Source organism: Streptomyces sp. NPDC051104 (assembly GCF_040682835.1).
Taxonomy (GTDB): Bacteria; Actinomycetota; Actinomycetes; order Streptomycetales; family Streptomycetaceae; genus Streptomyces; species Streptomyces cynarae.
On the sequence record NZ_JBFBBS010000012.1, the window covers coordinates 108,706 to 134,035 of the forward strand.

The following is a 25,330-nucleotide window of genomic DNA, read 5'->3' on the forward strand; positions in this document are numbered from 1 at the left end:
GATTTCGAGAGGGAGGCCGTGTGGACGTCGGCGCCGTTGTGCTGCTCGCCGGTGCGGGGGTCGCCTCCGGGCTCGCCGGTTCGATCGCCGGTCTGGCCTCTCTGTTCAGCTACCCCGCGCTGCTGGCCGCCGGGCTTCCGCCGGTGGCCGCCAATGTGACCAACACCGTGGCGCTGTTCTCCAACACGGTGGGCACCGCCGTCGGCTCCCGCGAGGAACTGCGTGGCCAGCGCCGACGTCTCGTGCGGCTCGCCCTGCTCGCGGCCGCGGGAGGCTCGGCCGGTGCGGCCCTGCTTCTGGGCACCCCGTCCTCGGCGTTCGAGCGTGTCGTGCCGTGGCTGATCGCCCTGGGGTCCGTACTCATCCTGGCCCGCGAGCCGTTGCGCCGGCTGGTGGCGAAACATCCGTCGAGGGGCGACGGCGTCCGCGCCAAACTGCCGCCGGCCTGCGCGGTCCTGGTGGTGGGGCTCTACGGCGGCTACTTCGGCGCCGCGGCGGGCGTGCTGATGCTGGCCGTGCTGTCGCTGTCCGCGAGCGAGCCCCTGCCCGTGACCAATGCCGTGAAGAACATCGCCACGGGCGCCGCCAACGTCACCGCGGCCGTCGCCTACGCCTTCCTGGCCCCGGTCGACTGGACGGCCGCGACCGCGCTCGGTCTCGGGTGCCTCGTCGGCAGCCGGGTGGGCCCGGTGATCGTACGGCGCCTGCCCGAGACCCCGCTGCGGATCGCCATCGCCCTGGCGGGCCTCGGCCTGGCCTTCTCCCTCTGGCGCCAGGCGAGCGGACGCTGAGTCGGATTCCGTCGCCTCATCAGATTCCATCCACCCCTACCCATTGACCTGCGGCGTCCACAACCCTAGCCTCCATCCTCATGTGTAGATGGCGTCCTTATATACAGACGTCGTTCAAGTAGGCGACCGCGCGGTTCAAAGGGGAACTGACCCATGCCACTTGTTGTCGTAGCGATCAGCGTGCTGATCCTGCTCTTCTTGATGACGAAGCTCAGACTCAACGGCTTCGCCGCCCTGTTGCTGGTGGCCGTCGGCGTCGCCCTCGTCCGGGGCATCCCGCTGGAGAAGATCCCCGACGTCCTCTCCGACGGCATCGGGGGGCAGATCGGCGACACCATGCTCACCATCGGGCTCGGCGCCATGGTCGGCCGGGTGATGGGGGACTCCGGCGCCGCCCAGCGGATCGCCGGAAAGCTGCTCGACGTCTGCGGCCCGCGCTGGGTCCAGGTCGCCATGGTGCTGACCGCCATGCTGATCGGCGTCACCATGTTCTACGAGGTCGCGTTCGTCATCATCGTGCCCATCGCGTTCACGCTGGTACGGGTCACGAGGGCCAACCTGCTGTGGGTCGGCCTGCCGATGTCGATCGCCCTGTCCACCATGCACAGCTTCCTGCCGCCGCACCCCGGCCCCACCGCCGTCGCCGCGACCTTCCACGCCTCGGTCGGACTGACCCTGTTCTACGGCCTGTTCATCGCCGTTCCGGCCGGTGCCCTGACCGCCCTGGTGTGGCCACGCCTTCCGTTCGTCCGGAGGATGAACCCGTCCATACCCACCGGCCTGGTCAGCGACCGTGTCTTCACCGAGGAGGAGATGCCCGGCATGGGCTGGTCGCTGTCGGTCGCCCTCCTGCCCGTGGTGCTGATCGCCGGCGCGGCGGTGACCGACCTGGCCACCTCCGCCTCCGGCCCCGTCCTGCACTTCGTGGCCTTCATCGGCTCCGCGCCCACCGCCCTGCTGCTCACCCTGTGCGTCGCGATCTGGGCGTTCGGACCGCGGATCGGCCGCAGCCTGGAGGAGGTCAGCGCCTCGTGCCGGTCGGCCGCCCAGGCGATGGCGATGATCCTGCTGGTGATCGGCGCGGGCGGGGCGTTCAAGCAGGTCCTCGTCGACGGCGGGATCTCCGACTACATCAAGAACGCCACCGACGGCTGGTCCCTGTCGCCGCTCATCCTCGCCTGGCTCATCGCGGCCATCCTCCGCGTGGCCCTGGGCTCGGCGACCGTCGCCGTCGTCACCGCGTCGGGCGTGGCCCTCCCGCTGCTGGCGGGCAGCGGCGTGCACCCGGAGATCATGGTCCTCGCCGTCTCCTGCGGTTCGATCGCGTTCTCCCACGTGAACGACCCGGGTTTCTGGATGTTCAAGGAGTACTTCAACCTCTCCGTCCTCGACGCGATCAAGGCGCGCACCACGTACACGACGGTCCTCGCGATGCTCGGCCTCGGCGGCGTCCTGGCCATGGAGTCGATCCTGGACGCCATCGGCGTGTGACCCGCGTCCCCCTCTCGCCCCACCACCTCCGCACCTGACCGAGGAGTCCTGTCATGGGCCAGCCCACCGTCACCTCCTACTCCGTGTACCCGGTTGCCGGCCGGGACTCCATGGCGCTCAACCTCTCCGGCGCGCACGGCCCCTACTTCACCCGCAACGTGGTCGTCATCGAGGACTCCGAGGGGCGCACCGGGCTCGGTGAGGTGCCAGGCGGGGAGCGAATCACACGGACCCTGCGCGAGGCCGAGCCGCTCGTGGTCGGCGCACGCGTCGGCGACTACAAGCGTGTCCTGCGCGCGATGGGCGACCGGTTCGCGGACCGGGACGCGGGCGGACGCGGCGAGCAGACCTTCGACCTCCGCACCACCGTGCACGCGGTCACCGCCGTCGAATCGGCGCTCCTGGACCTGCTCGGGCAGCATCTCGAGGTGCCCGTCGCCGCTCTGCTGGGCGACGGCAAACAGCGCGACTCCGTCCGCTTCCTCGGCTACCTCTTCTACGTCGGCGACCCCGACCGGACCGATCTGGACTACGTCCGCGAACGCGGCGCGGGCTCCGACTGGTACCGCATCCGCCACGAGGAGGCCCTCACCCCCGAGGCGATCGTCCGGCAGGCCGAGGCCACGCACGAGCTCTACGGCTTCCGCGACTTCAAGCTCAAGGGCGGTGTGCTGCCGGGCCCTGAGGAAGTCGCGGCGGTGCGCGCCCTGAAGGAGCGCTTCCCGGACGCCCGTATCACGCTCGACCCGAACGGCTGCTGGTCGCTGCGCGAAGCCGTCGAACTGTGCCGGCCCCTCGTCGGCACCCTCGCCTACGCCGAGGACCCCTGCGGACCCGAGGGCGGCTACTCAGGGCGGGAGATCCTCGCCGAGTTCCGCCGGGCCACCGGGCTGCCCACCGCGACCAACATGATCGCCACCGACTGGCGCCAGCTCACCCACGCGCTGGCGCTGCAGTCCGTCTCCATCCCGCTCGCCGACCCGCACTTCTGGACCATGCAGGGGTCGGTCCGTGTCGCCCAGTTGTGCCACGCCATGGGGCTGACCTGGGGCTGCCACTCCAACAATCACTTCGACATCTCCCTGGCCATGATGGCCCACTGCGGAGCCGCCGCACCCGGCGAGTACAACGCGCTGGACACCCACTGGATCTGGCAGGAGGGACTGGAGCGCCTGGCCGTCGAGCCGCCGCGGATCACCGGCGGGGAGGTCGCCGTACCGGACACCCCCGGCCTCGGCGTCCGGCTCGACCGCGACCGGCTCCTCGCCGCCCACGAGCTCTACCTGAGCAAGGCCCTGTCGGACCGCGACGACGCCGCCGGCATGCGGTACCTCGCCGAGGACTGGACGTTCGACGCCAAGCGGCCCTGCACCGTGCGCGACTGACGCGCCGAGCGCCGCCCATGCGCGTATGTCATTTGCCTAATGAGTTTAGGCAAGTGCATAATCACTTCAGGTTCACGAAGGAGCAGGCGATGGCGCGCGCAGGGCTGACCACCGAACGCCTGGTCCGGGCAGGGGCGGAACTGGCCGACGAGGTCGGCTTCGACCAGGTCACCGTCTCCGCGCTCGCCAGGCGGTTCGATGTCAAGGTCGCGAGTCTGTACTCGCACCTGAAGAGCTCCCATGACCTCAAGACCCGGATCGCCCTGCTGGCCCTGGAGGAACTCGCCGACCGGGCCGCCGAGGCGCTGGCCGGGCGGGCCGGCAGGGACGCCCTGACGGCCTTCGCGAACGCCTACCGTGACTACGCCCGCGAGCACCCCGGCCGCTACGCGGCGGCGCGGTTCCGGCTCGACCCGGAGACGGCGGCCGCCAGCGCCGGGGGCAGGCACGTACAGATGACGCGCGCGATCCTGCGCGGGTACGACCTGACGGAACCGGACCAGACGCACGCGGTCCGGCTGCTGGGCAGCGTCTTCCACGGCTACGTCAGCCTGGAGGCGGCCGGAGGCTTCAGTCACAGCGCTCCCGACTCACAGGAGTCCTGGACATGGATCCTGGACCGCCTCGACGCCCTGCTGCGCAACTGGCCCACGAACGCGGACACTTGGGCATCTTGATCAACAGGTTGAAGCGATGAACACCCACTGGATCACCACACCCGTCACCGCGGACCTCCTGCGCGGCGCCCTCGACCTGGAGCGCACCGCGCACGGCGTCCTGCCGCACCGGCTGCCCGCCCGGGCCCGCGCCCAGTGCGCCGACCCGCAACTCGCCCTGGCCGAGTCCCAGCCCTCCGGTGTCCGCCTGGCCTTCCGCACCCGGGCCACCGCCGTGGAACTGGACGCCCTGCCGACCAAGCGAGTCTACGGGGGCGCCCCGCCCCGCCCGGACGGTGTCTACGACCTGCTCGTCGACGGCCACCTGGCGGGCCGGGCCAGTGTGCCGGGCGGCCACACCCTCACCATCGACATGGCCACCGGGACCGCCGAACACCGGCCCGGACAGGCCGTCACCCTCCGCTTCACCGACCTGCCCGACCGGCTCAAGGACGTGGAGATCTGGCTCCCGCACACCGAGACCACCGAGCTCGTCGCCCTGCGCACCGACGCGCCCGTGGAGCCCGTACCGGACCGGGGCCGCAAGGTGTGGCTGCACCACGGCAGTTCGATCAGCCACGGCTCCGACGCCGCGAGCCCCACCACCACCTGGCCCGCGCTCGCCGCCGCCCTCGCCGGCGTGGAACTGATCAACCTGGGCCTGGGCGGCAGCGCCCTGCTCGACCCGTTCACCGCCCGCACCCTGCGCGACACCCCCGCCGACCTGATCAGCATCAAGATCGGCATCAATCTGGTCAACACCGACCTGATGCGTCTGCGTGCCTTCACCCCCGCCGTGCACGGCTTCCTCGACACCATCCGCGAAGGCCACCCCACCACACCGCTGCTGGTCGTCTCGCCCCTGCTGTGCCCCATCCACGAGGACACCCCCGGCCCCAGCGCCCCGGACTTCACCGCCCTCGCCACCGGACGACTCCGCTTCCGGGCCGCCGGGGACCCGGCGGAGGTGGCGCAGGGCAAGCTGACCCTCGCCGTCATCCGTGACGAGCTGGCCCGGATCGTACGGCAGCGGGCGGCCGACGACCCGAACCTGCACCATCTCGACGGCCGCGACCTCTACGGCGAGGCCGATGCCGCCGAGCTGCCGCTGCCCGACGAACTCCACCCGGACGCCGCCACGCACCGCCACATCGGCGAACGCTTCGCCGAGCTGGCCTTCACGGCCGACGGCCCCTTCCGGGTATAGGCAGGGCCCAATAGCCGACGGAGAACGTGGCGTCGGCCCGGTCGGTGGCCGTCGAGATCGGGTCGATGCGCAGCACGTAGTCGGAGTGCCTGATGTAGCGGGTCGGATAGTTGTACGAGCGGAAGGACGTCCACGAGGAGTCGGCGAGCCCCGCGGTGGAGTAGAACGTGGCGTCCTGTGCGAACGTCGAGGTGCCGTCGTTCACGTCCAGCCGCAGCTGGTAGTCGTAGTGGCGCAGGTGGCGGGTCGGGTAGTTCACCGACTGGAAGGACACTCCCGAGCTGTCGGCGAGACCGGGCACGAGCCTCCACTGCGCGTCCGTGTACGGGTCGAAGGGGTACTCGTCGATACGGCCGACGTAGTTCGAGTGCCGGACGTAACGCGCCGGGTAGTTGTACGACTTCAGCCGCCGCCAGGCCGGAGCGCCCCACTTGGCCACGAGGTTCGTGTACTCGCTCGTGGTGATCGGCTGGATCGTGCCGTGTTTGGAGTTGACCGGCTGGGTGTAGTCGCGCTGGTCCAGGGCCGTCCAGGTGCCGGAGGCCAGGTCGGTGCTCTGCCAGGCGTAGAAGACGCCGTTGGGCGTGTAGGTGTCGCCCCACAGGTCCAGGTGCTGGACGTCTGCGACTTCACCAGGATCGGTGCCTCGGTGCCGCCGTGCGCGGCCGGGGTGCTGAAGACGGTGAAGCTGCCGGGATCCAGGGTGGCGGACCGCGCGCCCACCAGAGCCTGCTTGGAACTGTCCTTGAAGTAGAGGTAGTTCATGCCGCCAGCCCCTACCGCCATGTCACCGTCGATGACGTCGTGGCCGGGGTCGAAGAAGACCTGCGGGGACGACACCGTCAGGAAGTCGGTGGTGTAGTTGACCATGATCACGTTGTGGCCGCTGCCGTTGACGGCGGAGTAGATGATCGCGTACCGGCCGCGCCCCGGTCAGGGCCGTTGGTCGTTCTCGTCGCAGCAGGCGACGCTTCGCCGGTTGGACAAGGCGTTCGCCGCGTTCTTCCGCCGCATCAAGGCCAAAGACAAGCCGGGCTGTCCACGTTTCCGGCCGGGAAAGCGGTTCGACACGGTTCAGTTCCCGAAGGACGGGGACGGCTGCCGGTGGGACTCCACGCCGCACGACCCCGTGACCCGTGTCCGTTTCCAGGGCGTCGGGCACGTCAGGGTGCACCAGCACCGGCCCGTGGTGGGCAAGGTCAAGACGGTCTCGGTCAAGCGCGAGGGCAAGCGCTGGTACGTCATCCTGACCGCCGAGCAGACTGCCCCCCAGCCGCTTCCGGCGACGGGCAGCGTAGTCGGCATCGACATGGGCATAGCCAACTTCCTTGCCGACTCAAACGGTGGCTTCGTACCCGACCCCCGACACGGCCGGAGAGCCGTCGCACAGCTCGAAGCCGCACAGCAAGCGCTCAGCCGCTGCAAGCGCGGCTCCAAGCGCCGTCACAAGGTCGTGGAGAAGGCGGCCCGGCTTCACCGCAAGGTTCGCCGACAGCGCCTGGACCACGCGCACAAGACCGCGCTTGACCTCGTACGCAAACACGACTTCATCGCGCACGAAGACCTCAAGATCCGCAACATGAGCAAGGCCCCGGCCCCGAAGCCGGACCCCGACCAGCCGGGCAGCTTCCTGCCCAACGGGGCCGCCGCGAAGGCCGGGCTGAACCGATCGATCAACGATGCCGGATGGGGGGTGTTCCTCCAGATCCTCACCGCCAAGGCAGAGTGCGCCGGACGGGAAGTGATGGCCGTGGACCCCCGCAACACCTCCCGACGGTGTCCCGAATGCGGGCACACCGCCAAGGAGAACCGGCCCGCACAGGAGAAGTTCCACTGCGTCGCCTGCGGCCACAACGCGCACGCGGACACGGTGGGCGCTGTCAATGTCCTACGGGCCGGGCTGGTCCGTCGCGAAGCCGCACCGGCATAGCGAGAAGCCCCCTCATTCATGAGAGGGAGGAGTCACACCGAGGAACATTCGGCGCGACGGCCGTGAACCGGGGAGGGGGTGGACGCTCATGCGCTCTTCAAAGGGCGTGGATTTCGAACGAGGTTCGGTGAATCGGTCAGAAGGTAGAGGCGAGCTGAGCGAGCGTCAATGGTGAAGGCGATGCTTGCCGATTTCTGTGGGGCAGTGGCCGCTCAGGGCATCATGCCCGGGCGCCGGGCGGACGCACCGTCGCCGCGGTGACTGGGGATTGCCGGTGAACCGGTCGGCGTCCCCACACGTATGTCTTCCCGGGGACGGCGGGAGACCGCGGGCACGGAAGGAGAGCAGTGTGTCGACACCGACCGGGCGGGGTCAGCCGCTGCGGCGCCGGGTGCTGGAACCCACCTACGTCGTGCGCCGCCGCCGCACCGAGGCCCTGGCCGAACTGGGCAGAGAGCTGCAAGAAGGGGAGAGGCGCCCGCCGCAACCCGTCTACGAGCCGATCGTCGTCCACGTGGCGCCGGCGACCGCCGAGGACGCGACGGAGGAACGGCCTCCCGTACCGTCCGCCCGGGGCCGGCGCGAGCGGCCCGCCGACGACGGACTTACGCTGCGCCGCGCGGCGGTCACGGTCGGGGTGACCGCGGCCGCCCTCATCGGCTTCGGTGCCGCCCTCCTCCTGCCCGGCCCGCAGGGCGACGGCATCGAGCAGCACGCCGCGGCGCCGCCGCCCCGGTCACCCGCCACAAGCGCCCCCGCCCAGCGGACGGGCACCGACCCCGACGGCCCCGGGACCCTGCGTGCCACCGTTTCAGCAGCCGTACCGCCAGCCCGTCCGTCGTGTACACGGGGACCGCCCGGTAGGCCTCCGAGGCCAGGGTGACGCGCCCGAACTGCCCGCGCAACGACCTCGTAGCGATCACCGGGACGGTGGCGCCCGCCGTCGGCGGCCGGTCCTCGTCCAGGTGCAGCGTCAGCACGTCCGGCATCAGCGGGGTGCCGGTGTTCCAGGGTGCCGCCCGTCTTCCACACCGTGCTCATGCCGCCGAGGACGCGGAGGACCGCGTTCGTCTCGGGGGTGAGGTTGGCGAGCACGTTCGTCCGGTAGTCGCGACTCGTGGACGGCTCGTGAAGGCACCCAAGTCGACTGTGTACGAGCGAAGATCTACGGCCGAGTCGTGTCCCCGTCGGTGGGTACGGCCCGCAGACATTGAGCGTCGCACTGCGGGCTCGCCGACCTGACCTTGTCGTGCAACCTCAACGCCGTTGACTGGTAGTCGACTCCGGAAGTCCTTCAAGGGCCGGCGCGCTCGCGCCGCGTCACGGGCGGGTCGACGGCTCCCGGCCCGGTCCTGCCGGGGGCGGCCCGTACGGTGCCGGCAGGGCCGTCGCCGGCACGATCAGGTCGGCGCGGCCCCGGGTCGCCGCGATCAGGTCCGCGTTGTGCTGGTCGGTGCCCAGCACCCACGCCACCGCCGCGTCGTGCTCCTTGCCGAACTCCTCGTGGCGGGCCACCAGCCGCCGGATGCGCTCCTCCTCGTCGATCTCGCAGAACCACACCTCGTCCAGGGACGCCCGTACGCGTGCCCACGCCCCCGTACCCAGCAGCAGGTAATTGCCCTCGGTCACGACCAGCCGCGCCGACGGCGGCACAGGGATCGCTCCTGCGATCGGCTGCTCCAGGACGCGCTCGAAGCCCGGCGCGTACACGATCTCGCCCTCCCGCCCCTCGTGCAGGCGCCGCAGCAGCGCCGCGTACCCGGCCGCGTCGAACGTGTCGGGCGCGCCCTTGCGATCGCGGCGGCCCAGCCGGTCGAGTTCCACATCGGCCAGGTGGAAGCCGTCCATGGGGACGTGCGCCACCCACGGCGGCCCGTCCCCGTTCAGCTCACGGACCAGGTGCTCGGCGAGCGTCGACTTGCCGGCCCCCGGGCTGCCGGAGATGCCGAGGACAGCTCGGTGGCCGGGGCGGGTCAGGGCCGCGGCCCGCTTCAGGAGGTCGTCGAAGGTCATCGTCCCGTCATTGCACCAGAGGTCGCGCCGGATGGCGAGACCGGCGTACCGGTGCCGGCCGGCAGCCGTGCCTGCCACGGCGTGCCGCTGACGACTCCCTCCGGTGCTGTGCGTCGGCATGGTCTCGGCCCACCTCGACCGCGGACTCATGTCGTCGACGGCCGCGCAGGCCAAGGCACTCGACATCGTCGGCGCCGAGGCGGGCCAGTGGCCGGCCTGGTACGACCGCGCGGTGGTCGTGGACGCCCCGCCCTGTACCCGCACGCGCTCCGCCGCGCCCGCGCCTGCGGGCGGTTCACCCGGACCTGACGCCGAGTCCGGCGACGGGGTCCCGCCCCACGCCCGCCGACGGAGTGTCGACAGGGCGCAATGTGGCACTCGCCACCCTCTGCCCGGCGTTCATGAGGGAAGGTGGCTCCTATGACGAAGCTCGGTCTTCCGGACGGTATCCAGGCCTGCCTCTTCGACCTCGACGGGGTCATCACCAAGACCGCCGTCGTCCACGCGGCCGCGTGGAAACAGACGTTCGACGACTTCCTGCGTGCCCGGGACGGTGCGGACTTCCGCCCCTTCGACGACACCGACTATGACGAGTACGTCGACGGACGCCCCCGCGCCGACGGCGTCCGCACCTTCCTCGCCTCCCGCGGCATCCAGCTACCGGAGGGTGCCCCCGACGACCCGCCCGACCGGCAGACCGTGCACGGCCTCGGCAACTGCAAGAACGAGCTGCTGCTGGAGCTGATCCGCACCCGCGGCGTCGAAGCGTACGACGGCACCATCCGTTACATCGGCGCCGCACGGGCCGAGGGCCTGCGCACGGCCGTGGTGTCCTCCAGCGCCAACTGCCGAGACGTGCTGCGGTCGATCAACGCCGAGCACCTCTTCGACGTACGCATCGACGGGGTCGTGGCCGCCGAACGGCACCTGCCCGGCAAACCGCACCCGGACACCTTTCTCGCCGCCGCACACGACCTCGGCGTGGAGCCCAAGGCCGCCGCCGTCTTCGAGGACGCGCTCGCCGGCATGGACGCCGGACGCTCCGGCCACTTCGGCTACGTCGTCGGCCTGGACCGCGTCGGCCAGGCGGACGCGCTGCGCGCCCACGGCGCCGACGTCGTCGTACCGGACCTGGTGAACCTGGGGGAGTGGTCGTGATCACGCACAACTCGTACACCGTCGAGCCCTGGACCCTGCGTGAACGCGGCCTGAACCTGGACGTCCTGCCCCAGAGCGAATCGGTGTTCGCGCTGTCCAACGGGCATGTCGGCTGGCGCGGCAACCTCGACGAGGGCGAACCGCACGGACTGCCGGGCACCTATCTCAACGGCGTCCACGAGACCCACCCGCTGCCCTACGCCGAGGCGGGATACGGCTATCCCGAGTCCGGGCAGACCGTCATCAACGTCACCAACGGTAAGATCATCCGGCTGCTCGTGGACGACGAGCCCTTCGACCTGCGCTACGGACGGCTGCGCTCCCACGAACGCGTCCTCGACCTGCGCACCGGACTGCTCACCCGGACCTGCGAGTGGACCTCACCGGCGGGCTCCACGGTCCGCGTGCGCTCCACCCGCCTGGTCTCCTTCACCCAGCGCGCCATAGCCGCCGTCGCGTACGAGGTGGAACCGGTCGGCAAACCCGCCCGGATCGTCGTCCAGTCCGAGCTGGTCGCCAACGAGCAACTGCCCGGCCGTGACCGCGACCCGCGCGCCGCGATCGTGCTCGAGTCGCCGCTGGAGGCCGAGGAGAACTTCGCGAAGAGCACCCGGCTGCGACTGGTGCACCGCACCAGTCGCAGCGGCCTGAGGGTCGGCGCCGCCGCCGACCACCTCGTCACCGGCCCCGACCCCACCACGACCGAGAGCGAGGCGACCGACGACCTCGCCCGCCTCACCGTCGCCTCCGCACTCGTCCCGGGTCAGACGCTGCGGGTGGAGAAGTTCGTCTCCTACGGCTGGTCCGGGACCCGGTCCCTGCCCGCGATCAGCGACCAGGTGGACGCGGCGCTCGTCGCCGCCACCAGCGTCGGCTGGTCGGGGCTCGTCGCCGAACAGCGGGAGTACCTGGACGCGTTCTGGGCGCGCTCGGACGTCGAGATCGACGGGGACGAGCAGATCCAGCAGGCGGTCCGCTTCGCCCTCTTCCACGTCCTTCAGGCCGGGGCCCGCGCCGAGCAGCGCGCGATCCCCGCCAAGGGACTGACCGGCTCCGGCTACGACGGGCACGCCTTCTGGGACACCGAGGTGTTCGTGCTGCCCCCGCTCACCTACACCTCACCCGGAGCCGTCGCCGAAGCGCTGCGCTGGCGGCAGAACACCCTGCCCGCCGCCCGCGAACGTGCCGTCCAACTGGGCCTGCGGGGCGCGGCGTTCCCGTGGCGGACCATCGACGGCTCCGAGGGTTCGGCGTACTGGCCGGCCGGTACCGCCGCGTTCCACGTCAACGCGGACATCGCCGACGCCGTCGTCCGCTACGTCGCCGCCACCGGCGACGAACGCTTCGAACGCGACACCGGGCTCGAACTCCTGGTGGAGACGGCCCGGCTGTGGCGGTCGCTCGGCCACCACGACCACCACGGCACCTTCCACATCGACGGGGTGACCGGCCCCGACGAGTACAGCGCCATCGCCGACGACAACACGTACACCAACCTGATGGCCCGCGCGAACCTGCTGGCGGCCGTCGACGTGGTCGAGCGCCATCCGCGCCGCGCGGAGGAACTGGGCGTCGACGACGAGGAGGCCGCGGCCTGGCGGGACGCCGCCGAGGCGATGCACATCCCGTACAACCAGGAGCTCGGCGTCCACGAGCAGCACGCCGGGTTCACCCGCTACCAGCGCTGGGACTTCGCCTCCACGGGCGCCGACCAGTATCCGCTGATGCTGCACTTCCCGTACTTCGACCTGTACCGCAAGCAGGTCGTCAAGCAGGCGGACCTGGTGCTGGCGATGTACACCTGCAGCTCCTTCTTCGACGCGGAGCACAAGGCGCGCAACTTCGCCTACTACGAACCCCTCACCGTCCGCGACTCGTCGCTGTCCGCCTGCTGCCAGGCGGTCATGGCGGCCGAGACGGGCCATATGCGGCTCGCCTACGACTATCTGCACGAGGCCGCGCTGATGGACCTGCACGACCTGGAGCACAACACGCGCGACGGCCTGCACATCGCGTCCCTCGCGGGCACCTGGATGGCGCTCGTCGCGGGCTTCGGCGGTATGCGCCACCTCGGGCAGCGGATGGATTTCGCCCCGCGCCTGCCGGAGAGGTTCGGCCGCCTCGCCTTCACGCTGCAGCTGCGGGGCCGCCGGCTGCGGGTGGAGATCGGCCGCAGCGCGGCCACCTACACGCTGCAGAACGGCGACCCGTTGACCATCCACCACCACGGTGAGCCGCTCACGGTCGACGCGGACAAGCCGCAGACCCTGGACATCCCGCCGCTCAAGCCCCGCCCGGCACCGGATCAGCCACCGCACCGGCGTCCGAACCACATGGACCCGAACGAGGGCTGAGGCCGGACGCGCCGCTACTCCCCGCGCCGGACCGGCACGGTGAGCAGCGGCTTGGCCCGACCTCAGCGCGAGGTCAGCTTCCACAGGTGGTCGGCCGTGCCGTTGTCGGACCACTGCAGAACCTGCGCGCCGGAGGACGTGCTCATGTTGCTCACGCCGAGCAGGAGACCGCTGTTGTAGTTGGCGATCCTGTAGTAGCCGTCGCCGGACGGGATGAGCTGCCAGAGGTGGTCATCCGTGCCGTTGTCGCCCCAGATCAGGGCGGTGCCACCGTCAGCCGTGCTCATGTTCTGGATGCCGAGCAGCAGACCGCTGGACTGCTGGACGATCTTGTACAGGCCCCGGCCCGCGGACACCAGGGTCCAGATCTGGTCGGTGCCGGTGGTGGAGGTCGCCTGGACGACGGATGTGCCCCAAGCGGTGCCCGCGCTCTGGGTGTCCAGGGCCAGGCCGCTGTTCCTGTCGGTGATCTGGTAGCGCCCGGCCAGTGAGGTGGAGGCGCCGGTGGGGGTGACGACGATGTGGTAGCCGTCGGAGGCGTTCATCGTCACCGGCCGCCGCACGGACCCCCGCTCCCCGCTGACCGGCATCGAGTCGGTCCCCATCGTCTACGCGCTCTCGCCCTCGACCGACCCGGCCGACACCTCGGTGGTCTCCGACGACCAGGGCGGGGCACGCCTCGCCGTCGACCATCTGCTGGCCACCGGGCGTACCCGGATCGCGCATGTCACCGGCCCGGAGCACCACGCGGCGGCCCGCGACCGGGCCCGCCGCACCATCGAGCACCTGGAGCACTCCTCGCGGCGACTCGCGACCGGGCGGGTCCACTTCGGCGAGTGGAGCGAGGCATGGGGCCGTCGCGCCGCCGACGCCGTCCTGCGCACGGCTCCGGACACGGACGCCTTCTTCTGCGGCAACGACCAGATCGCCCGGGGCGTCACCGACACGCTGCGCGAACGCGGGGTGAGCGTGCCCGGTGACATCGCGGTCGTGGGCTACGACAACTGGGACACCATGGCCCTGGCCAGCCGCCCGCCCCTGACCACCATCGACATGGACCTCGCCGAGATCGGCAGGATCGCCGCCTGCGCCTGCTGGAGGCCATCGACGCGGAACCGGCACCGGGCCTGCACACCGTGCCGTGCCGGCTGGTGGTGCGCGAGTCCAGCTGAGCGTCACTGGCTGCACAGCAGTGATCGCTGTCCTGCGCTGACGAGCCATGAATGCCTGTTCCCGGGGCCCCTGAGATGCACTGAGCCAAATTCTCCTCTTTGTGATACTTGGGCAAATTGGGCTAGTTAGGCCATTTGTTCACAAGGTGATGATTTGGTGACACGCAGGGAGCAGGCCGGGGGACTGCCGTTCCACGAGCCCGCCGTGGCCGTCGTCCGCGCCGCGGCTCAGGGAGCGGCAACACGGCTGCGGCACTGACGCTCGGGAGCATGGCGTCACTGTGCGCGAGCACATTCCGATTGCCCGCCTGGACGAGTCAGATCCCGGCGCTGGCCGTTCTCACCCTGGGCATGCTGCGGCTCTACGGCTTCGCCTACGCCGTGCCCCAGCTGGAACGGTTCGGCGGTTACACCGGCATGGCCCTGCACACCGCGCTGGCCCTGGTGCTGCTCGGCATCGCCGCCTTCCTGGCCCGGCCGGACGAAGGCCCTGCGGGACTGCTGATGAACGCGGGCACCACGGGCGCGCTGGGCCGCCGGCTGTTCGCCACCATCCTGGTCGCGCCGCCGCTGCTGGGCTGGGGCGTCCTGGCCGGTGAGGACGCAGGTCTGTACGGGAGGCGTCTGGGCACCGCGCTGCTGGTGTGCGGCCACATGATCGTGTTCGCCGTGGTCGTCTTCGCCGCCTTGGCCGTGGGCCGGCGTATCGAGGTGGCGCACGCGCGTGCCGAATATCAGGTGCGGCAGAACGAACTGTTGCAGGCGTTCATGGACCACACGCCCGCGGTCATGTTCATCAAGGACCTGGACGGTCGCTTGCTGGCGCTCAACAGGAAGTTCGAGGAGAGCATGGGACTGTCCCGCGAACGGATACTGGGCCGGCGGGAGCAGGAGGTCCTGCCGCCGGACATAGCCCGTCACACGCGGGCTGCCGACCTCGACATGCTGGCACGGGGCACCCCCGTGCAGCGGCAGGAGCATTTCGACCTGCCGGGAGGCCCGCGGGACTTCCTCGCCACCGTGTTCCCGCTCAACGATGCGCGCGGCGCGCCCTACGCCGTGGCCGGTGTGCTCACCGACATCACCGAACGAGTCGCGGCCCAGCGCGAGGTGGAGCGGGCCAACCGGCGCTTCCTCGCGCTGCTGGAATCCGCACCCGACGCCACCCTGATCACGGACGGCGACGGCATCATCGTCATGGCCAACGCACAGGTGGAGCGACTGTTCGGCCATGTGCCGGCCGGTGTCGTCGGCACCAAGGTCGAGGACCTGGTGCCCGGCCCGCAGCGTCCACTGCACAGCGCGCTCCTGCGCCAGTATCTGCAGCTGCCCGACCCGAAGCCGACGGTACTGGACAGCGGCCTGTACGGGCTGCACAGCGACGGCAGTGAGTTCCCCGTCGAAGTGAGCATCAGCACCTTCCAGGCCGAACAGGAAACTCTGGTCTTCCTGACCGTGCGGGACATCACCGAACGCAAGCAGGCCGAGGCCGAACGCGCCGAGCGATACGAGCAGCAACGACGCCGCATCGCCTACACGCTGCAGCACAGCCTCATGGGCGAGCCGCCCCGCCTGCCGCACCTGCCCAGCGCGCACCGTTACCTGGCGTCCGTCCAAGACCCCGGGGTCGGCGGCGACTGGTTCGACATCATTCCGCTGGACGGCAACCGCACCGGCGTCGTCATCGGCGACGTGATGGGCCGGGGCCTGGACGCGGCGGCCGTCATGGGCCAGCTGCGCGCCGCCGCCCATGCCCTGGCCCGCACGGGTGTACCGCCGTGGCGGCTCATGACCGGGCTTGACGCGTTCGTCAACGACCTGGCGGACCAGCTCGTCACGTGCTGCTACCTGGTGATCGACCAGGGCGCCCGCGAGGTCACCCTTTGCTCGGCCGGGCACCTGCCGGTCATCGCAGTGAACCCCGATGGCTTCGCCCGCCGGCTGCAGGCACCGGTCAGCGTGCCGCTGGGCGTCAACGATTCGTGTGGCGGCCTGTCGTTCCAGGAGACGACCCATCGGCTGCCACCGGGCAGCACCCTCGCCCTCTACACCGACGGGCTGGTCGAGAGGCCCGGCACCGACATCGACGCCCAGATCGACGTCCTCGCCCACACCCTGGGCACAGCGCTGAAGGGCGCTTCGGCCGACCCGGAGATCCTCGATCAGGCCGCGGCCCGGCTGATCGCGACCCTCATTCCGGACACGGCCGCCCATGACGACGACGTGACGCTGCTCCTGATCGGCGTGCCTGAGCCGGACCGGACCACCGTGGGTCCGACCGCGGGTGAAGCCCGCAACTGCTAGGCGGACTCGGCCTCCCCGCTGACGCCGATGCCCACCACACGAGGCGCCACGTTGCAAGGAGGCGCGAGGGCAGATCGCCTCCGGGAGCCAATTCACCCGTCCCGCCGCCCGCTCGTCCGTACTGCCACCACGGCGCGGGCGGGCCACCCCATCGCGCCGTCAGTCGGGCAACGTGCCGCCGTCGCGCCAGGGTTCGCGTCCCGGTACGGCGGCCCGCATGGACCTCAGCGCCAGCAGCAGGACGCCGATGTCGTCCAGGTACACGGGATCCGGCAGCAGGTCGGCGGGGAGTACCAGGTACAGGACCGCGCCCCAGAACAGCCAGCGCGGGCCGGTGGGCAGCCCGGCACGGCGCAGGTCGCGGCGCGTGCGGACCAGCCGTCGCAGCAGGGCGAGGGCCACGCCGAGCAGGGCCGCCGCGAGTACGGCGGCGACGGCGAGCGCGGCCCAGGTCGTGGAGTCCATGCGCAGCTCCGGGCATCCGTAGGAGTCGTCCTCTCCTACGGATGCCCGCTTCGCGGTGGACTGTGCGCGCGCCGGGCCGAACGCTTCCGACGGCGGAGGAAGGCGGTCGTGACGGTGCGTCAGTGCCCGGGGCGTGCCAGGTTGCTCTCCATCAGGGCCTGGCTGACGGCGCGTACGCTGCGCGCGATGTGCTGCAGCTGCATGACCTCGGCGGCGTACATCCTGATCGTGTGCTCGATGACCGACTCCGGCAGACCGAGAGCCGGCAGCTCCGCGCGGGCCGTCTGCAGCGCGGTGCGGGCCACCCGCACCTCGTTCTGCACCTGGATCTGGGCGTGCCGGGCGAGCAGGACCGGGTGGCGGATCAGGGCCGGGTAGCTGGCGTAGCGCGCGGGCACGAGTTCCCGCAGCCACTTGGCCGCCGACCGCTCCCAGTCGTAGCTGCCGGGGGTTTTGACCTGGCACGGCCAGTCCGAGCTGATCGGCGAGTACGTCGTCAAGGCCATGATGTTCGCTTCCGGGTCACGTCGGCTCAGGGCGCTGCGGCGACTTCGGGGGCGGCTCCGGTCTAGGGGAGGACCGGAGCCGCCACCAGGGATGCCCGCGCAGCGGGGCCCGGCCGGACACCCGGAGCCCGTGGGTAGGAGCGGACGACTCCGGCTGTCCGTACGGCGCGTTCCGGCTGTCCCGGTCCGCGATCCGGGAGAAGTATTTATATATACCGGCAGATATGCAAGGACATGAAAAAATTCATGTTCTATTTGGGGTAAGAGATCCTGTTTGGCAGGCTCCTTGGTACGGCGCCCTTGGTCCGCGCCCGGGACGGTCAGTCCTTGAGAAAGAACTGGTGCTGGTCGGCGATCTGCTCGTACTCCTCCAGGCGGGCCTGCGTCCGCTCCGGATCGGCGTCGGTCATCGCCTGCAGCAGCGCCGCGGCCATCAGACCGGGGGCGGCGTAGGAGTCGAACACCAGGCGGGAGCCGGTGCCGGTGGCGAACACGACGTCGGCCTCGTCCGCGAGCGGCCCCAGCCCCAGATCCGTGATCAGGGCCACCTTGAGCCCCGCGGTGCGCGCCACCCGCACCGCGGTCAGGCTCTCCTGGGCGTGCCGGGGCATCCCGAAGGCCAAAACCCAGGTGCCGCCGGCCTCCCTCGACTGCAACATCGCGTCGTAGGCGACGGTCCCGCCGCGCGTCACCAGCCGTACGTCGGGGTGGATGCGCCGGGCCCCGTAGGCGAAGTACTCCGCGAGGGAGGCGGAGATCCTCAGGCCCATCACGGTCAGGGGCGTCGACTCCGACAGCGCCTGCCCGACCCGGATCACCTGGTCCGGGTCGGCGAAGTCCCGGCGCAGGTTCTCCAGGTTCTCGATCTCGGCGTCCACGGCCGCCTGCAACTCGTTGGCCCGCTGCTCCGCCGGAGTGCTCGGGCTGCCCAGGGTGCCCAGGGCGATGGACTGCAACTTCTCCCGCAGCGCGGGGTAGCCGCTGAAGCCGACGGCCGCGGCGAAACGGGTCACGGAAGGCTGGCTCACACCTACCCGCTCGGCCAGATCCGTGATCGACAGGAACGCGGCCTCGGTGATGTGCTCGATCAGGTATTGGGCGATCCGGCGGTGCCCCGGGGACAGTCGGGGACCGTCGAACAACTCTCTGAGCTGGGACGTCGGGCTGGCACCCGCTTCCGGGGCCGTCTTGCCCGCAGTGATCGCAGATGCCTGCGCGCGTGCCTGCTGCGGCGATGGCACCGGACCTCCTCCGTCGTGTCCCGAGGCCTTCAACATAGCTCACGGACAGCGCTGACCAGGGGGCTTACCGCCCATATCGCGGGCTGCTCCCCGACAGGCGGGCCGGGGACACGCGCCGTACCGTCGTGCATGGGCCCCTTGGGGCGGGGTACCCGCGTCGGCCGTCCGGGGTCGGCCCATCGGTCTGCCATCGCGAGGAGAGGAGCGGCCGTGAACGCGTCCGAAACGCACGTACCACAGGTCGAAGTAGTGGTCAGCGACTGCTCGGCGACGGACGCCGGGAACCTGTTCGCCGAACTGTGCCGGCAGTTCGGCTCGGACCGCGCCGCCGAGGAGGCGCCCCACGAGGCGCACACCTCCCGGCCCACGATGTGGACAGGGACGTTCGACACGTCGGCCACGCGCGGGGCGGCCGAGCGCCCGTCGCCGCCACCGCCGCTGTCCGGCCCGGTCAAGGCCGAGCTGCAGGGCGAGCCCAGGGCGGTGGAGCGACTGCGCCGCGCCCTGGACGAGCTGTATGCCGTCCACCAGCTCGGCGTCGTCGCCGGGGACCAGGAGATCGACGTCGAGCTGCGGCTGGAGAGCCGGACGCGGCCCTGAGCGTCACATCCGGGCGCCTCACCGGCGCCGCCGCGGGGGACCAGTAGGGCGGGCGCGGACGGAAGAGAGCGTCCGCGTCCGCCCCCGTGCGCGCCCGCCCCCGTCAGCGGCGCCGCCCCCGTGCTCCGCACCGGCGGCTCGTTCCAGGTGCCGCCCCGCCGTTCGGCGGGGGATTCCCGCAGAACGGCGCGTGCCGCGGCGGCGGGGCGGCGGGCACCATGAACGGCACTGGCCACACGGGCGTGGCCACGACGCGAGGAGCAGCCATGACCGCCGAGCCGACGACCTCCCCGGCACCCGCAGACGCCGAGCCCGTCTTTCCGCCGCCGCCCCTCGACCCGGAGCTGGCGGCCGCGCTCGAACTGATCGGCGAGCAGTTGTCCCCGGGCTTCCCGCCCGAGGCCATCCCCGAGGTGCGCGCCGGCATGGTCATCCCACCGCCCTCCGACGACGAGCTGCGCCGCGGCGGCGCCTTCGAGGTGGAGGAGCGGGCCGTGCCGGGACCGGCCGGCGCGCCCGACATCTCCCTGCTCATCTGCCGCCCCACGGGTGCGACCGGCCCCCTGTCGGCGATCTACCACGCGCACGGGGGCGGGATGATTCTCGGCACCAACCGGTTCGGCGTGGACGATGCGCTCGACTGGGCCGAGGAGCTGGAGCTGGTCGTGGTCTCCGTCGAGTACCGGCTGGCCCCCGAGCACCCGCACCCGGCCCCGATCGAGGACTGCTACGCGGGCCTGAAGTGGACCGCCGAGAACGCCGAGGAACTCGGCATCGACCCCGAGCGCGTCATCGTCGTCGGCGGCAGCGCGGGCGGCGGTCTCACCGCGGCGCTGGCCCTGCTCGCACGGGACCGCGGCGGCCCCGCCCTGCTGGGCCAGATGCTGATGTGCCCCATGCTGGACGACCGCAACGACTCGGTCTCCGCCCACCAGATGGCAGGGCGCGGCGCATGGGACCGCACCGCGAACGCCACCGGCTGGGGCGCGCTCCTCGGCGACGCGCGCGGCGGTCCGGACGTCTCCCCGTACGCCGCCCCGGCCCGCGCCACCGATCTGTCCGGCCTGCCGCCCGCCTTCATCGACGTCGGCTCCGCGGAGACCTTCCGCGACGAGGACGTCAGCTACGCCACCCGTATCTGGCAGGCGGGCGGACGCGCCGAACTCCATGTGTGGCCCGGCGGGTTCCACGGCTTCGACGGCTTCGCCCCGCAGGCCCGGCTCTCCCAGGAGGCCCGCGCGGCCCGGTTGCGCTGGCTGCGGCGGCTGCTCGGCGCCTGATCCGGCCGGCGCACCTCCCCGGCCGGCGAGCGGTCCGCCGCGCCGGGGTGGGCGCGGCGGACCGGTTCCGCCGCTTGGCAGGAATCGCGCAGGACCGCAGGATGGTGCCCGTGAAGGAGCTGGCAGGACGGCTCGCGGCGCTCGATCCCGACGCGGGTGCCGCCCTGCGCGTCATCGCGTACTTCGACCGTCTGACGGAGGGCCGGGTGGGGCTGGAAGCGCTGGTGCGCGGCGCCGCGGTGCTGTCCGGCAGCCCCGCCCGGCTCGTCGACGAGCGGCGCGGCGTCCGCCTCCGCGTCGAACCCGACGGACGCCGCCTCGACCCGGCGGGCCCGCCCGACCCGGCCTGGCCGTGGGCGCCGCTCGCGCCGGGCGGTGACGTCCGTACGTCGCCTGCCGACGGCCCCCACCCGCAGGACGCCGGGTTGTGGCTGGAGCACCCCGGCCCGCCCGACGGCGTCCACGCCATGATCCTGGAACGCGCCGTGGCGGCCGTCCGCGTGGTCCTGGACCGCACCCGGGGACGGGCGCCGTCCGGCGGCCCGGCCGACGACCCGGCGCTCGTCGAGGCGGTGCTCGACGCCTCCGCACCCCGGCCGTGCGGCTGCGCGCGGCGGCCCGGCTGGGACTGCCCGACGGGCAGCGGGTACGGGCGATGGCGCTGTACGGCGGCGGCGCTCGAGTCGAGCCTGCCGACGGGACGCGAAGGCAGGCGCCCGAGGCGCCGCGAGCAGGAACAGGGCCCGCCGTGGAGCCCGTACGACTGCCCGAGTCCTGGGTGGCGGCCCGCATCGCGCTCCGCTTCACCGCCGAGGGCACCCCGCACGACCCGGGACCGCGCACCGTCCACGCCGACGACCTGGGCGCGCTGACTCTGCTCGCCGGAGCGGTCGGCCCGGACACACCGCCGATCCCGGACCTGCTCGCGGTGGAACGCGCCGTCGCCGAGGCCTCTGGGCCGCCGCGACCCTCCACGCCGTGGCCTCCGCCCCCAGCCTGTGGTCCGCCGCCACCGAGCTGACAGTGCACCATCCACACTGCAGGAACGCCTGTTCCAGCTGCACCACATACTCGGCTGGGACGTGCACACCCCGCACGGCCGCCTGCGCCTCCAACTCGCCCTAGCCGTACGGAGGCTGCGACACACCGGGCCCGCGTCCGCCGGCTGACCGCCCGTACACCGACGTCTCGGGGAAGACCTGGCTGTGCGGCCGCGATCGCCACGGGACGCGCGCACCGCCTGGCGGCAGTCCTGCCGGCTACCAGATCATGAAAAAAGGGTTAAAAGCTAACTTACCTGGCATGACTCTATTGTCTGTATTTGCTCCAGAGAATAAGTTGAAGGTCAAACAGGCCGACCGGCACCCTCAGCGATCTGGCAGGAGGCGAGTCCAGATGGACGGTGGACAAAGGCCATTGGAAGCGGCGGAGGAGTCCATGGTGCGAGCAGCGACACGGTTGCGCGACGCGCAGCTACGGGTGACGGCACAGCGCATGGCCGTGCTCGTCGCCATCGAGGAACTGTCCGGGCACCCCGATGTCGAGGCCGTCCGGGCTCAGGCGGAGAAGGTGCTCGGTGGGTTGTCCCTGCAGGCCACGTACAACGTTCTCCGTGTGCTCACGGATGTCGGCTTGGTTCGCTGCACGCAGTTCTCCGGCCATCCGGCCCGCTATGAGGTGGAACGGAACGACAACCACCACCACTTCGTGTGCCGGACCTGCAGCGAGATCGCCGACATCGATTGCGTGATCGGTGCGGCCCCATGCCTCCATTCCCGCCTGCCCGCGTCCTATCAAGTGGACGAGGCGGCTGTGACCTTCTGGGGAACCTGCCCCCGCTGCGCCGGCGCCGCCGAGCAGTCCGACGGGCCGGGACACCAGTGATCCCCGTACGGCACCGGTGCGGACCGCTGTGACGAGTCCTCCTCACCGCCGGGGCCGTGAATCCCGCGATGCCTACGCAATCAGAGGTTGATCATCGTGCGAACCAGCACAGAGCTGAAGAGCAGCGCAACGGGCACCAGCTCAGACCTGTTCCAGACCGCAGCCAGGCTCGCCGAGGCCGCAGTGCCCGAGCTGGCCGACATCGTCACCATCGAAGTGTCGGAGCTGACGCTGCGCGGCGAAGCGCCCACGCCGGGCCCGCTCCGCAACGGCACAGCGCTTCGGCGTGCCGCCTTCCAGTCCGTGCGAGGGGCCAAGCCCGCGTATGCGGTCGGTGACGTGACCCGGGTGCCCCCCGCCACTCCCTACCGGCAGAGCCTTACGGATCTGTGCCCACGCCTCATCCGCGACCTGCGCCAGGACGGTCGGTGGCTCGCCCGCGACTCCGCGCGCGCACGAGTGATCCGGGAGACCCGGGCCCACTCCCTCATCGTGGTTCCCCTGGTCGTCAGAGGCGTCGTGCTCGGCCGCGTCGACTTGTACCGGCGGGCTGATTCGGCGCCCTTCGGTTCGGATGATCTGCGGGCGGCCGTCAGGTTCGCAGACCACGCTGCGCAGTGTCTGGACATCGTCCGTGGCCGTGTCCAGGAGCGCGCCCACGCCCGGCTCCTGCAACGAGACCTGCTTCCCGAGGTGCTGCCGTCCCTCAGCGCAGTGGAGGATGCTGAAGGCCACGTGCCGGAGGAAGGCTCGGGCGGGGAGTGGTTCGACGTCATCCCACTGCCAGGTGCGCGCGCGGCCCTGGTGGTGGGCGTAGCGGAGGGGCAGGGCGCGTGCAGCGCGGTCGGCATGAGTCAGCTCAGAGCGATGGTCATCGCTCTCGCCGTACGGGATCTGGGGCCCGGCGAGATACTCGCGTGTCTGGACGACGTGGTGACCCGCCTGACCCGCGAACAGACGGCTCCTGGCCGGCGCTCCCTCGACATGAGCTACGCCGGCTCCAGTTACCTGTGTGTGGTGTACGACCCCGTCACCGGGCATTGCACCGCATCGTGGGCCGGCCGTCCCGAGCTTGTGGTCGTCTTCCCGGACGGCGTCGTCAGCACACTCGTCCTGGCCTCTCATCCGCCTCTCGGCGCCACCGGCCGTCCCTTCGAGACCACCGCCGAGGTCGACGTCCCCTCGGGCAGCGTCCTGCTGCTGCGCAGCGGAGGTCCTGACGAACCGCACCCCGGTCCGGACACGGCTGTGGAGCGGATCCGCGAGGTGGTGGACCGGTCCGGGCCGGATGTGCGGAAGATCATCGAGGGTGTCCGCCGTGCCGTGTCTCAGGGCCCCGAGCCGGCCCTGCTGGTGGCCCGGACACGGGCGTTGGACCCCGAGAACGTCGCCACCCTGGCCGTGCCGCCCGACGCCCCCGCCGTCGCGGCCGCTCGCGCCTGGACCAGCCGGCAGCTGACGGATTGGACACTCGACGAACTCGCCTTCACCACCGCCTTGGTCGTCAGCGAACTCGTCACCAACGCCATCCGCTACTCCGGCGGGCCGGTGGAACTCCGCCTGATCAACGACGACCACACACTCATCTGCGAGGTATCCGACTCCAGCAGTGCGGCTCCCCGTCTGCGGAAGGCCAAACCGATCGACGAAGGCGGCCGCGGCCTGTCCATCGTCAGCGAGCTCACGCAGCACAACGGCATCCGCTATACCGCCGACGGCAAGACCGTCTGGACCGAACAGGACCACCCGGCATGAGGCCGCATTCCAAGCCACTTGCTGATCGGATATGGGGAGACGGCCGCCGGTTCGAGCCGATGCTCGTCAGTCCTATGCTGGTGATCGGACTGGCCGCCGCGGCGGACCTGCTCATGCCCCACTGGCAGTTCAACCGACTGCTCGGGGCGGCGCCCGCGCTGGCTGCCGCCATGTGGCCGGTGGCCGGCACGCTGGCCATCGGGCTGCTGGCCCTGCTGACCGCCATCGCGCTGTCCACCGCCCACCATCAGCTGGGACACACACCCAGCGTGTTCACCTTGCTGGCGATCCTGGCCATCACGCTGGCCGCCGCCTACGCCAGCCGGGTACGGCAGCACCGGGAGCGCGTCCTGGCCGCGGTCCGCACGGTGGCGGACACCGCGCAGCAGGTGCTGCGCCCTCCGATCCCGCGGCAGCTCGGGTGCGTCGACGTCGAGGTGCTTTACCAGGCCGCCGCAGCGCACGCCCGGATCGGCGGCGACTTCTACGAGGCGCGCCGTACCGAGTACGGGGTGCGGATGATCATCGGCGACGTACGCGGCAATGGGCTCCCGGCCGTCGAGGCCGCCTCGGTGATGCTCACCTCGTTCCGGGTGCACGTTCGGAATGCGCCCGACCTGCCGTACCTCGCGGGCCGGTTGGAGACGAGTATGAGGGAGTATTGCGAGGAGGTCCCTGGCGATGACGTGCTGGAGCGTTTCATCACCGTTCTGCTTGTCGAGATCCCGGCCGGGGAGCCGATCGCGCGCCTGGTCAACTGCGGGCACCCCGCACCGCTGTTGCTGCACGAGGGCGACGTGCGGGAGGTGGAACCCAGCGCGCCGTCACCGCCCATCAACATGGCCGCCCTGCTCGGCGACCACTATCAGGTGGACACCGTCCCCTTCACCGTGGGCGACCGCCTGCTGCTCTACACGGACGGCGTGAGCGAGAGCCGCGACTTCACCGGGACCTTCTATCCGCTCGCCCAGCGCGTGCGCCGATGGGTCTCGGCCGGCCCCCGCCAACTCCTCGACCACCTCCACCACGACGTGCTCGCCTACGTCTCGGGCAGCCGCGACGACGACCTCGCGGCCCTGGTCGCCCATCGCGTCGGACCGGGCGACCGGCGGCACCGTCGCCGACCCTGACGGCGCGC

The 25,330-nt window shown here is 71.2% G+C and carries 21 protein-coding genes and 2 pseudogenes; 17 read left to right on the forward strand and 6 right to left on the reverse strand.

The window, feature by feature from the left end:
* Nucleotides 1-20: 20 nt before the first annotated feature.
* The 5 genes from AB0N14_RS19490 (at nucleotide 21) to AB0N14_RS19510 (ending at nucleotide 5,530) form a co-directional block, all read left to right on the forward strand.
* Entirely contained in the window at nucleotides 21-791 is a 771-nt protein-coding gene (locus AB0N14_RS19490; RefSeq protein WP_366026919.1) for a sulfite exporter TauE/SafE family protein, read from the forward strand.
* Nucleotides 792-944: 153 nt separating this feature from the next.
* Nucleotides 945-2,282 carry a gluconate:H+ symporter gene (locus tag AB0N14_RS19495; RefSeq protein ID WP_366026920.1) on the forward strand — a complete coding sequence of 446 codons (1,338 nt, stop codon included), beginning with the start codon at nucleotides 945-947 and terminating at the stop codon, nucleotides 2,280-2,282.
* 53 nt (nucleotides 2,283-2,335) lie between these two features.
* Nucleotides 2,336-3,667, forward strand: coding sequence for an enolase C-terminal domain-like protein (locus AB0N14_RS19500; RefSeq protein ID WP_366026921.1), 1,332 nt, complete (start codon nucleotides 2,336-2,338; stop codon nucleotides 3,665-3,667).
* An 89-nt stretch (nucleotides 3,668-3,756) separates the two neighbouring features.
* Nucleotides 3,757-4,344, forward strand: a complete 588-nt coding sequence (locus AB0N14_RS19505) for a TetR/AcrR family transcriptional regulator (RefSeq protein ID WP_366026922.1) — start codon at nucleotides 3,757-3,759, stop codon at nucleotides 4,342-4,344.
* A 16-nt stretch (nucleotides 4,345-4,360) separates the two neighbouring features.
* The gene (locus AB0N14_RS19510; RefSeq protein ID WP_366026923.1) at nucleotides 4,361-5,530 is read left to right on the forward strand and encodes a GDSL-type esterase/lipase family protein; all 1,170 of its coding nucleotides are present in this window, start codon (nucleotides 4,361-4,363) and stop codon (nucleotides 5,528-5,530) included.
* Here the strand turns inward: AB0N14_RS19510 and AB0N14_RS19515 are convergent.
* Nucleotides 5,502-6,460: pseudogene (locus tag AB0N14_RS19515) on the reverse strand (AbfB domain-containing protein); the annotation flags it as partial. The gene AB0N14_RS19510 and the pseudogene AB0N14_RS19515 overlap by 29 nt on opposite strands.
* On the opposite strand from AB0N14_RS19515, the gene AB0N14_RS19520 reads away from it, so the two are divergent.
* Entirely contained in the window at nucleotides 6,438-7,460 is a 1,023-nt protein-coding gene (locus tag AB0N14_RS19520; RefSeq protein WP_366026924.1) for a transposase, read from the forward strand. The pseudogene AB0N14_RS19515 and the gene AB0N14_RS19520 overlap by 23 nt on opposite strands.
* Nucleotides 7,461-7,809: 349 nt before the next feature.
* On the forward strand, nucleotides 7,810-8,343 hold the full coding sequence (locus tag AB0N14_RS19525; protein WP_366026925.1) for a hypothetical protein: 534 nt from the start codon (nucleotides 7,810-7,812) through the stop codon (nucleotides 8,341-8,343).
* Nucleotides 8,344-8,780: 437 nt separating this feature from the next.
* Here AB0N14_RS19525 and AB0N14_RS19530 read toward each other — a convergent pair whose 3' ends face one another.
* Nucleotides 8,781-9,473 (reverse strand): nucleoside/nucleotide kinase family protein, encoded by a 693-nt coding sequence (locus AB0N14_RS19530; protein WP_366026975.1) that lies wholly within the window; start codon nucleotides 9,471-9,473, stop codon nucleotides 8,781-8,783.
* Between the two features lie 420 nt (nucleotides 9,474-9,893).
* Here AB0N14_RS19530 and AB0N14_RS19535 point away from each other — a divergent pair, with 420 nt between their 5' ends.
* Entirely contained in the window at nucleotides 9,894-10,631 is a 738-nt protein-coding gene (locus AB0N14_RS19535) for a beta-phosphoglucomutase family hydrolase (protein WP_366026927.1), read from the forward strand.
* Nucleotides 10,628-12,985, forward strand: a complete 2,358-nt coding sequence (locus AB0N14_RS19540; protein WP_366026928.1) for a glycosyl hydrolase family 65 protein — start codon at nucleotides 10,628-10,630, stop codon at nucleotides 12,983-12,985. Before AB0N14_RS19535 ends, AB0N14_RS19540 begins: the two co-directional genes overlap by 4 nt.
* 62 nt (nucleotides 12,986-13,047) lie before the next feature.
* Here AB0N14_RS19540 and AB0N14_RS19545 read toward each other — a convergent pair whose 3' ends face one another.
* Complete coding sequence (locus AB0N14_RS19545) at nucleotides 13,048-13,590, reverse strand: RICIN domain-containing protein (protein WP_366026929.1); 543 nt, start codon at nucleotides 13,588-13,590, stop codon at nucleotides 13,048-13,050.
* On the opposite strand from AB0N14_RS19545, the gene AB0N14_RS19550 reads away from it, so the two are divergent.
* Together AB0N14_RS19550 and AB0N14_RS19555 are read left to right on the forward strand one after the other, a co-directional pair.
* Nucleotides 13,574-14,287, forward strand: a complete 714-nt coding sequence (locus AB0N14_RS19550) for a substrate-binding domain-containing protein (RefSeq protein ID WP_366026976.1) — start codon at nucleotides 13,574-13,576, stop codon at nucleotides 14,285-14,287. The two genes, AB0N14_RS19545 and AB0N14_RS19550, sit on opposite strands and share 17 nt — an antisense overlap.
* 140 nt (nucleotides 14,288-14,427) lie before the next feature.
* Complete coding sequence (locus AB0N14_RS19555; RefSeq protein WP_366026930.1) at nucleotides 14,428-16,461, forward strand: SpoIIE family protein phosphatase; 2,034 nt, start codon at nucleotides 14,428-14,430, stop codon at nucleotides 16,459-16,461.
* A gap of 159 nt (nucleotides 16,462-16,620) precedes the next feature.
* Here the strand turns inward: AB0N14_RS19555 and AB0N14_RS19560 are convergent, their stop codons facing one another.
* From AB0N14_RS19560 to AB0N14_RS19570, 3 genes are all read right to left on the reverse strand, one after another.
* Nucleotides 16,621-16,926, reverse strand: coding sequence for a YkvA family protein (locus AB0N14_RS19560; RefSeq protein WP_366026931.1), 306 nt, complete (start codon nucleotides 16,924-16,926; stop codon nucleotides 16,621-16,623).
* A gap of 119 nt (nucleotides 16,927-17,045) precedes the next feature.
* Nucleotides 17,046-17,432 carry a hypothetical protein gene (locus tag AB0N14_RS19565; protein WP_103843473.1) on the reverse strand — a complete coding sequence of 129 codons (387 nt, stop codon included), beginning with the start codon at nucleotides 17,430-17,432 and terminating at the stop codon, nucleotides 17,046-17,048.
* Nucleotides 17,433-17,752: 320 nt separating this feature from the next.
* Complete coding sequence (locus tag AB0N14_RS19570; protein WP_366026932.1) at nucleotides 17,753-18,673, reverse strand: MurR/RpiR family transcriptional regulator; 921 nt, start codon at nucleotides 18,671-18,673, stop codon at nucleotides 17,753-17,755.
* A 210-nt stretch (nucleotides 18,674-18,883) separates the two neighbouring features.
* Here AB0N14_RS19570 and AB0N14_RS19575 point away from each other — a divergent pair, with 210 nt between their 5' ends.
* From AB0N14_RS19575 to AB0N14_RS19600, 6 genes and pseudogenes are all read left to right on the forward strand, one after another.
* Entirely contained in the window at nucleotides 18,884-19,273 is a 390-nt protein-coding gene (locus AB0N14_RS19575; protein WP_366026933.1) for a hypothetical protein, read from the forward strand.
* A gap of 266 nt (nucleotides 19,274-19,539) precedes the next feature.
* On the forward strand, nucleotides 19,540-20,553 hold the full coding sequence (locus AB0N14_RS19580; RefSeq protein WP_366026934.1) for an alpha/beta hydrolase: 1,014 nt from the start codon (nucleotides 19,540-19,542) through the stop codon (nucleotides 20,551-20,553).
* Nucleotides 20,554-20,663: 110 nt separating this feature from the next.
* Nucleotides 20,664-21,722 (forward strand): annotated as a pseudogene (locus AB0N14_RS19585) (helix-turn-helix domain-containing protein).
* A 268-nt stretch (nucleotides 21,723-21,990) separates the two neighbouring features.
* Nucleotides 21,991-22,437, forward strand: a complete 447-nt coding sequence (locus AB0N14_RS19590) for a Fur family transcriptional regulator (protein WP_366026935.1) — start codon at nucleotides 21,991-21,993, stop codon at nucleotides 22,435-22,437.
* Between the two features lie 96 nt (nucleotides 22,438-22,533).
* A complete protein-coding gene (locus AB0N14_RS19595; protein ID WP_366026937.1) occupies nucleotides 22,534-24,192 on the forward strand; it encodes an ATP-binding SpoIIE family protein phosphatase in 1,659 nt (552 codons plus the stop codon).
* 59 nt (nucleotides 24,193-24,251) lie between these two features.
* Nucleotides 24,252-25,322 (forward strand): PP2C family protein-serine/threonine phosphatase, encoded by a 1,071-nt coding sequence (locus AB0N14_RS19600; protein WP_366026938.1) that lies wholly within the window; start codon nucleotides 24,252-24,254, stop codon nucleotides 25,320-25,322.
* Nucleotides 25,323-25,330: the final 8 nt, after the last annotated feature.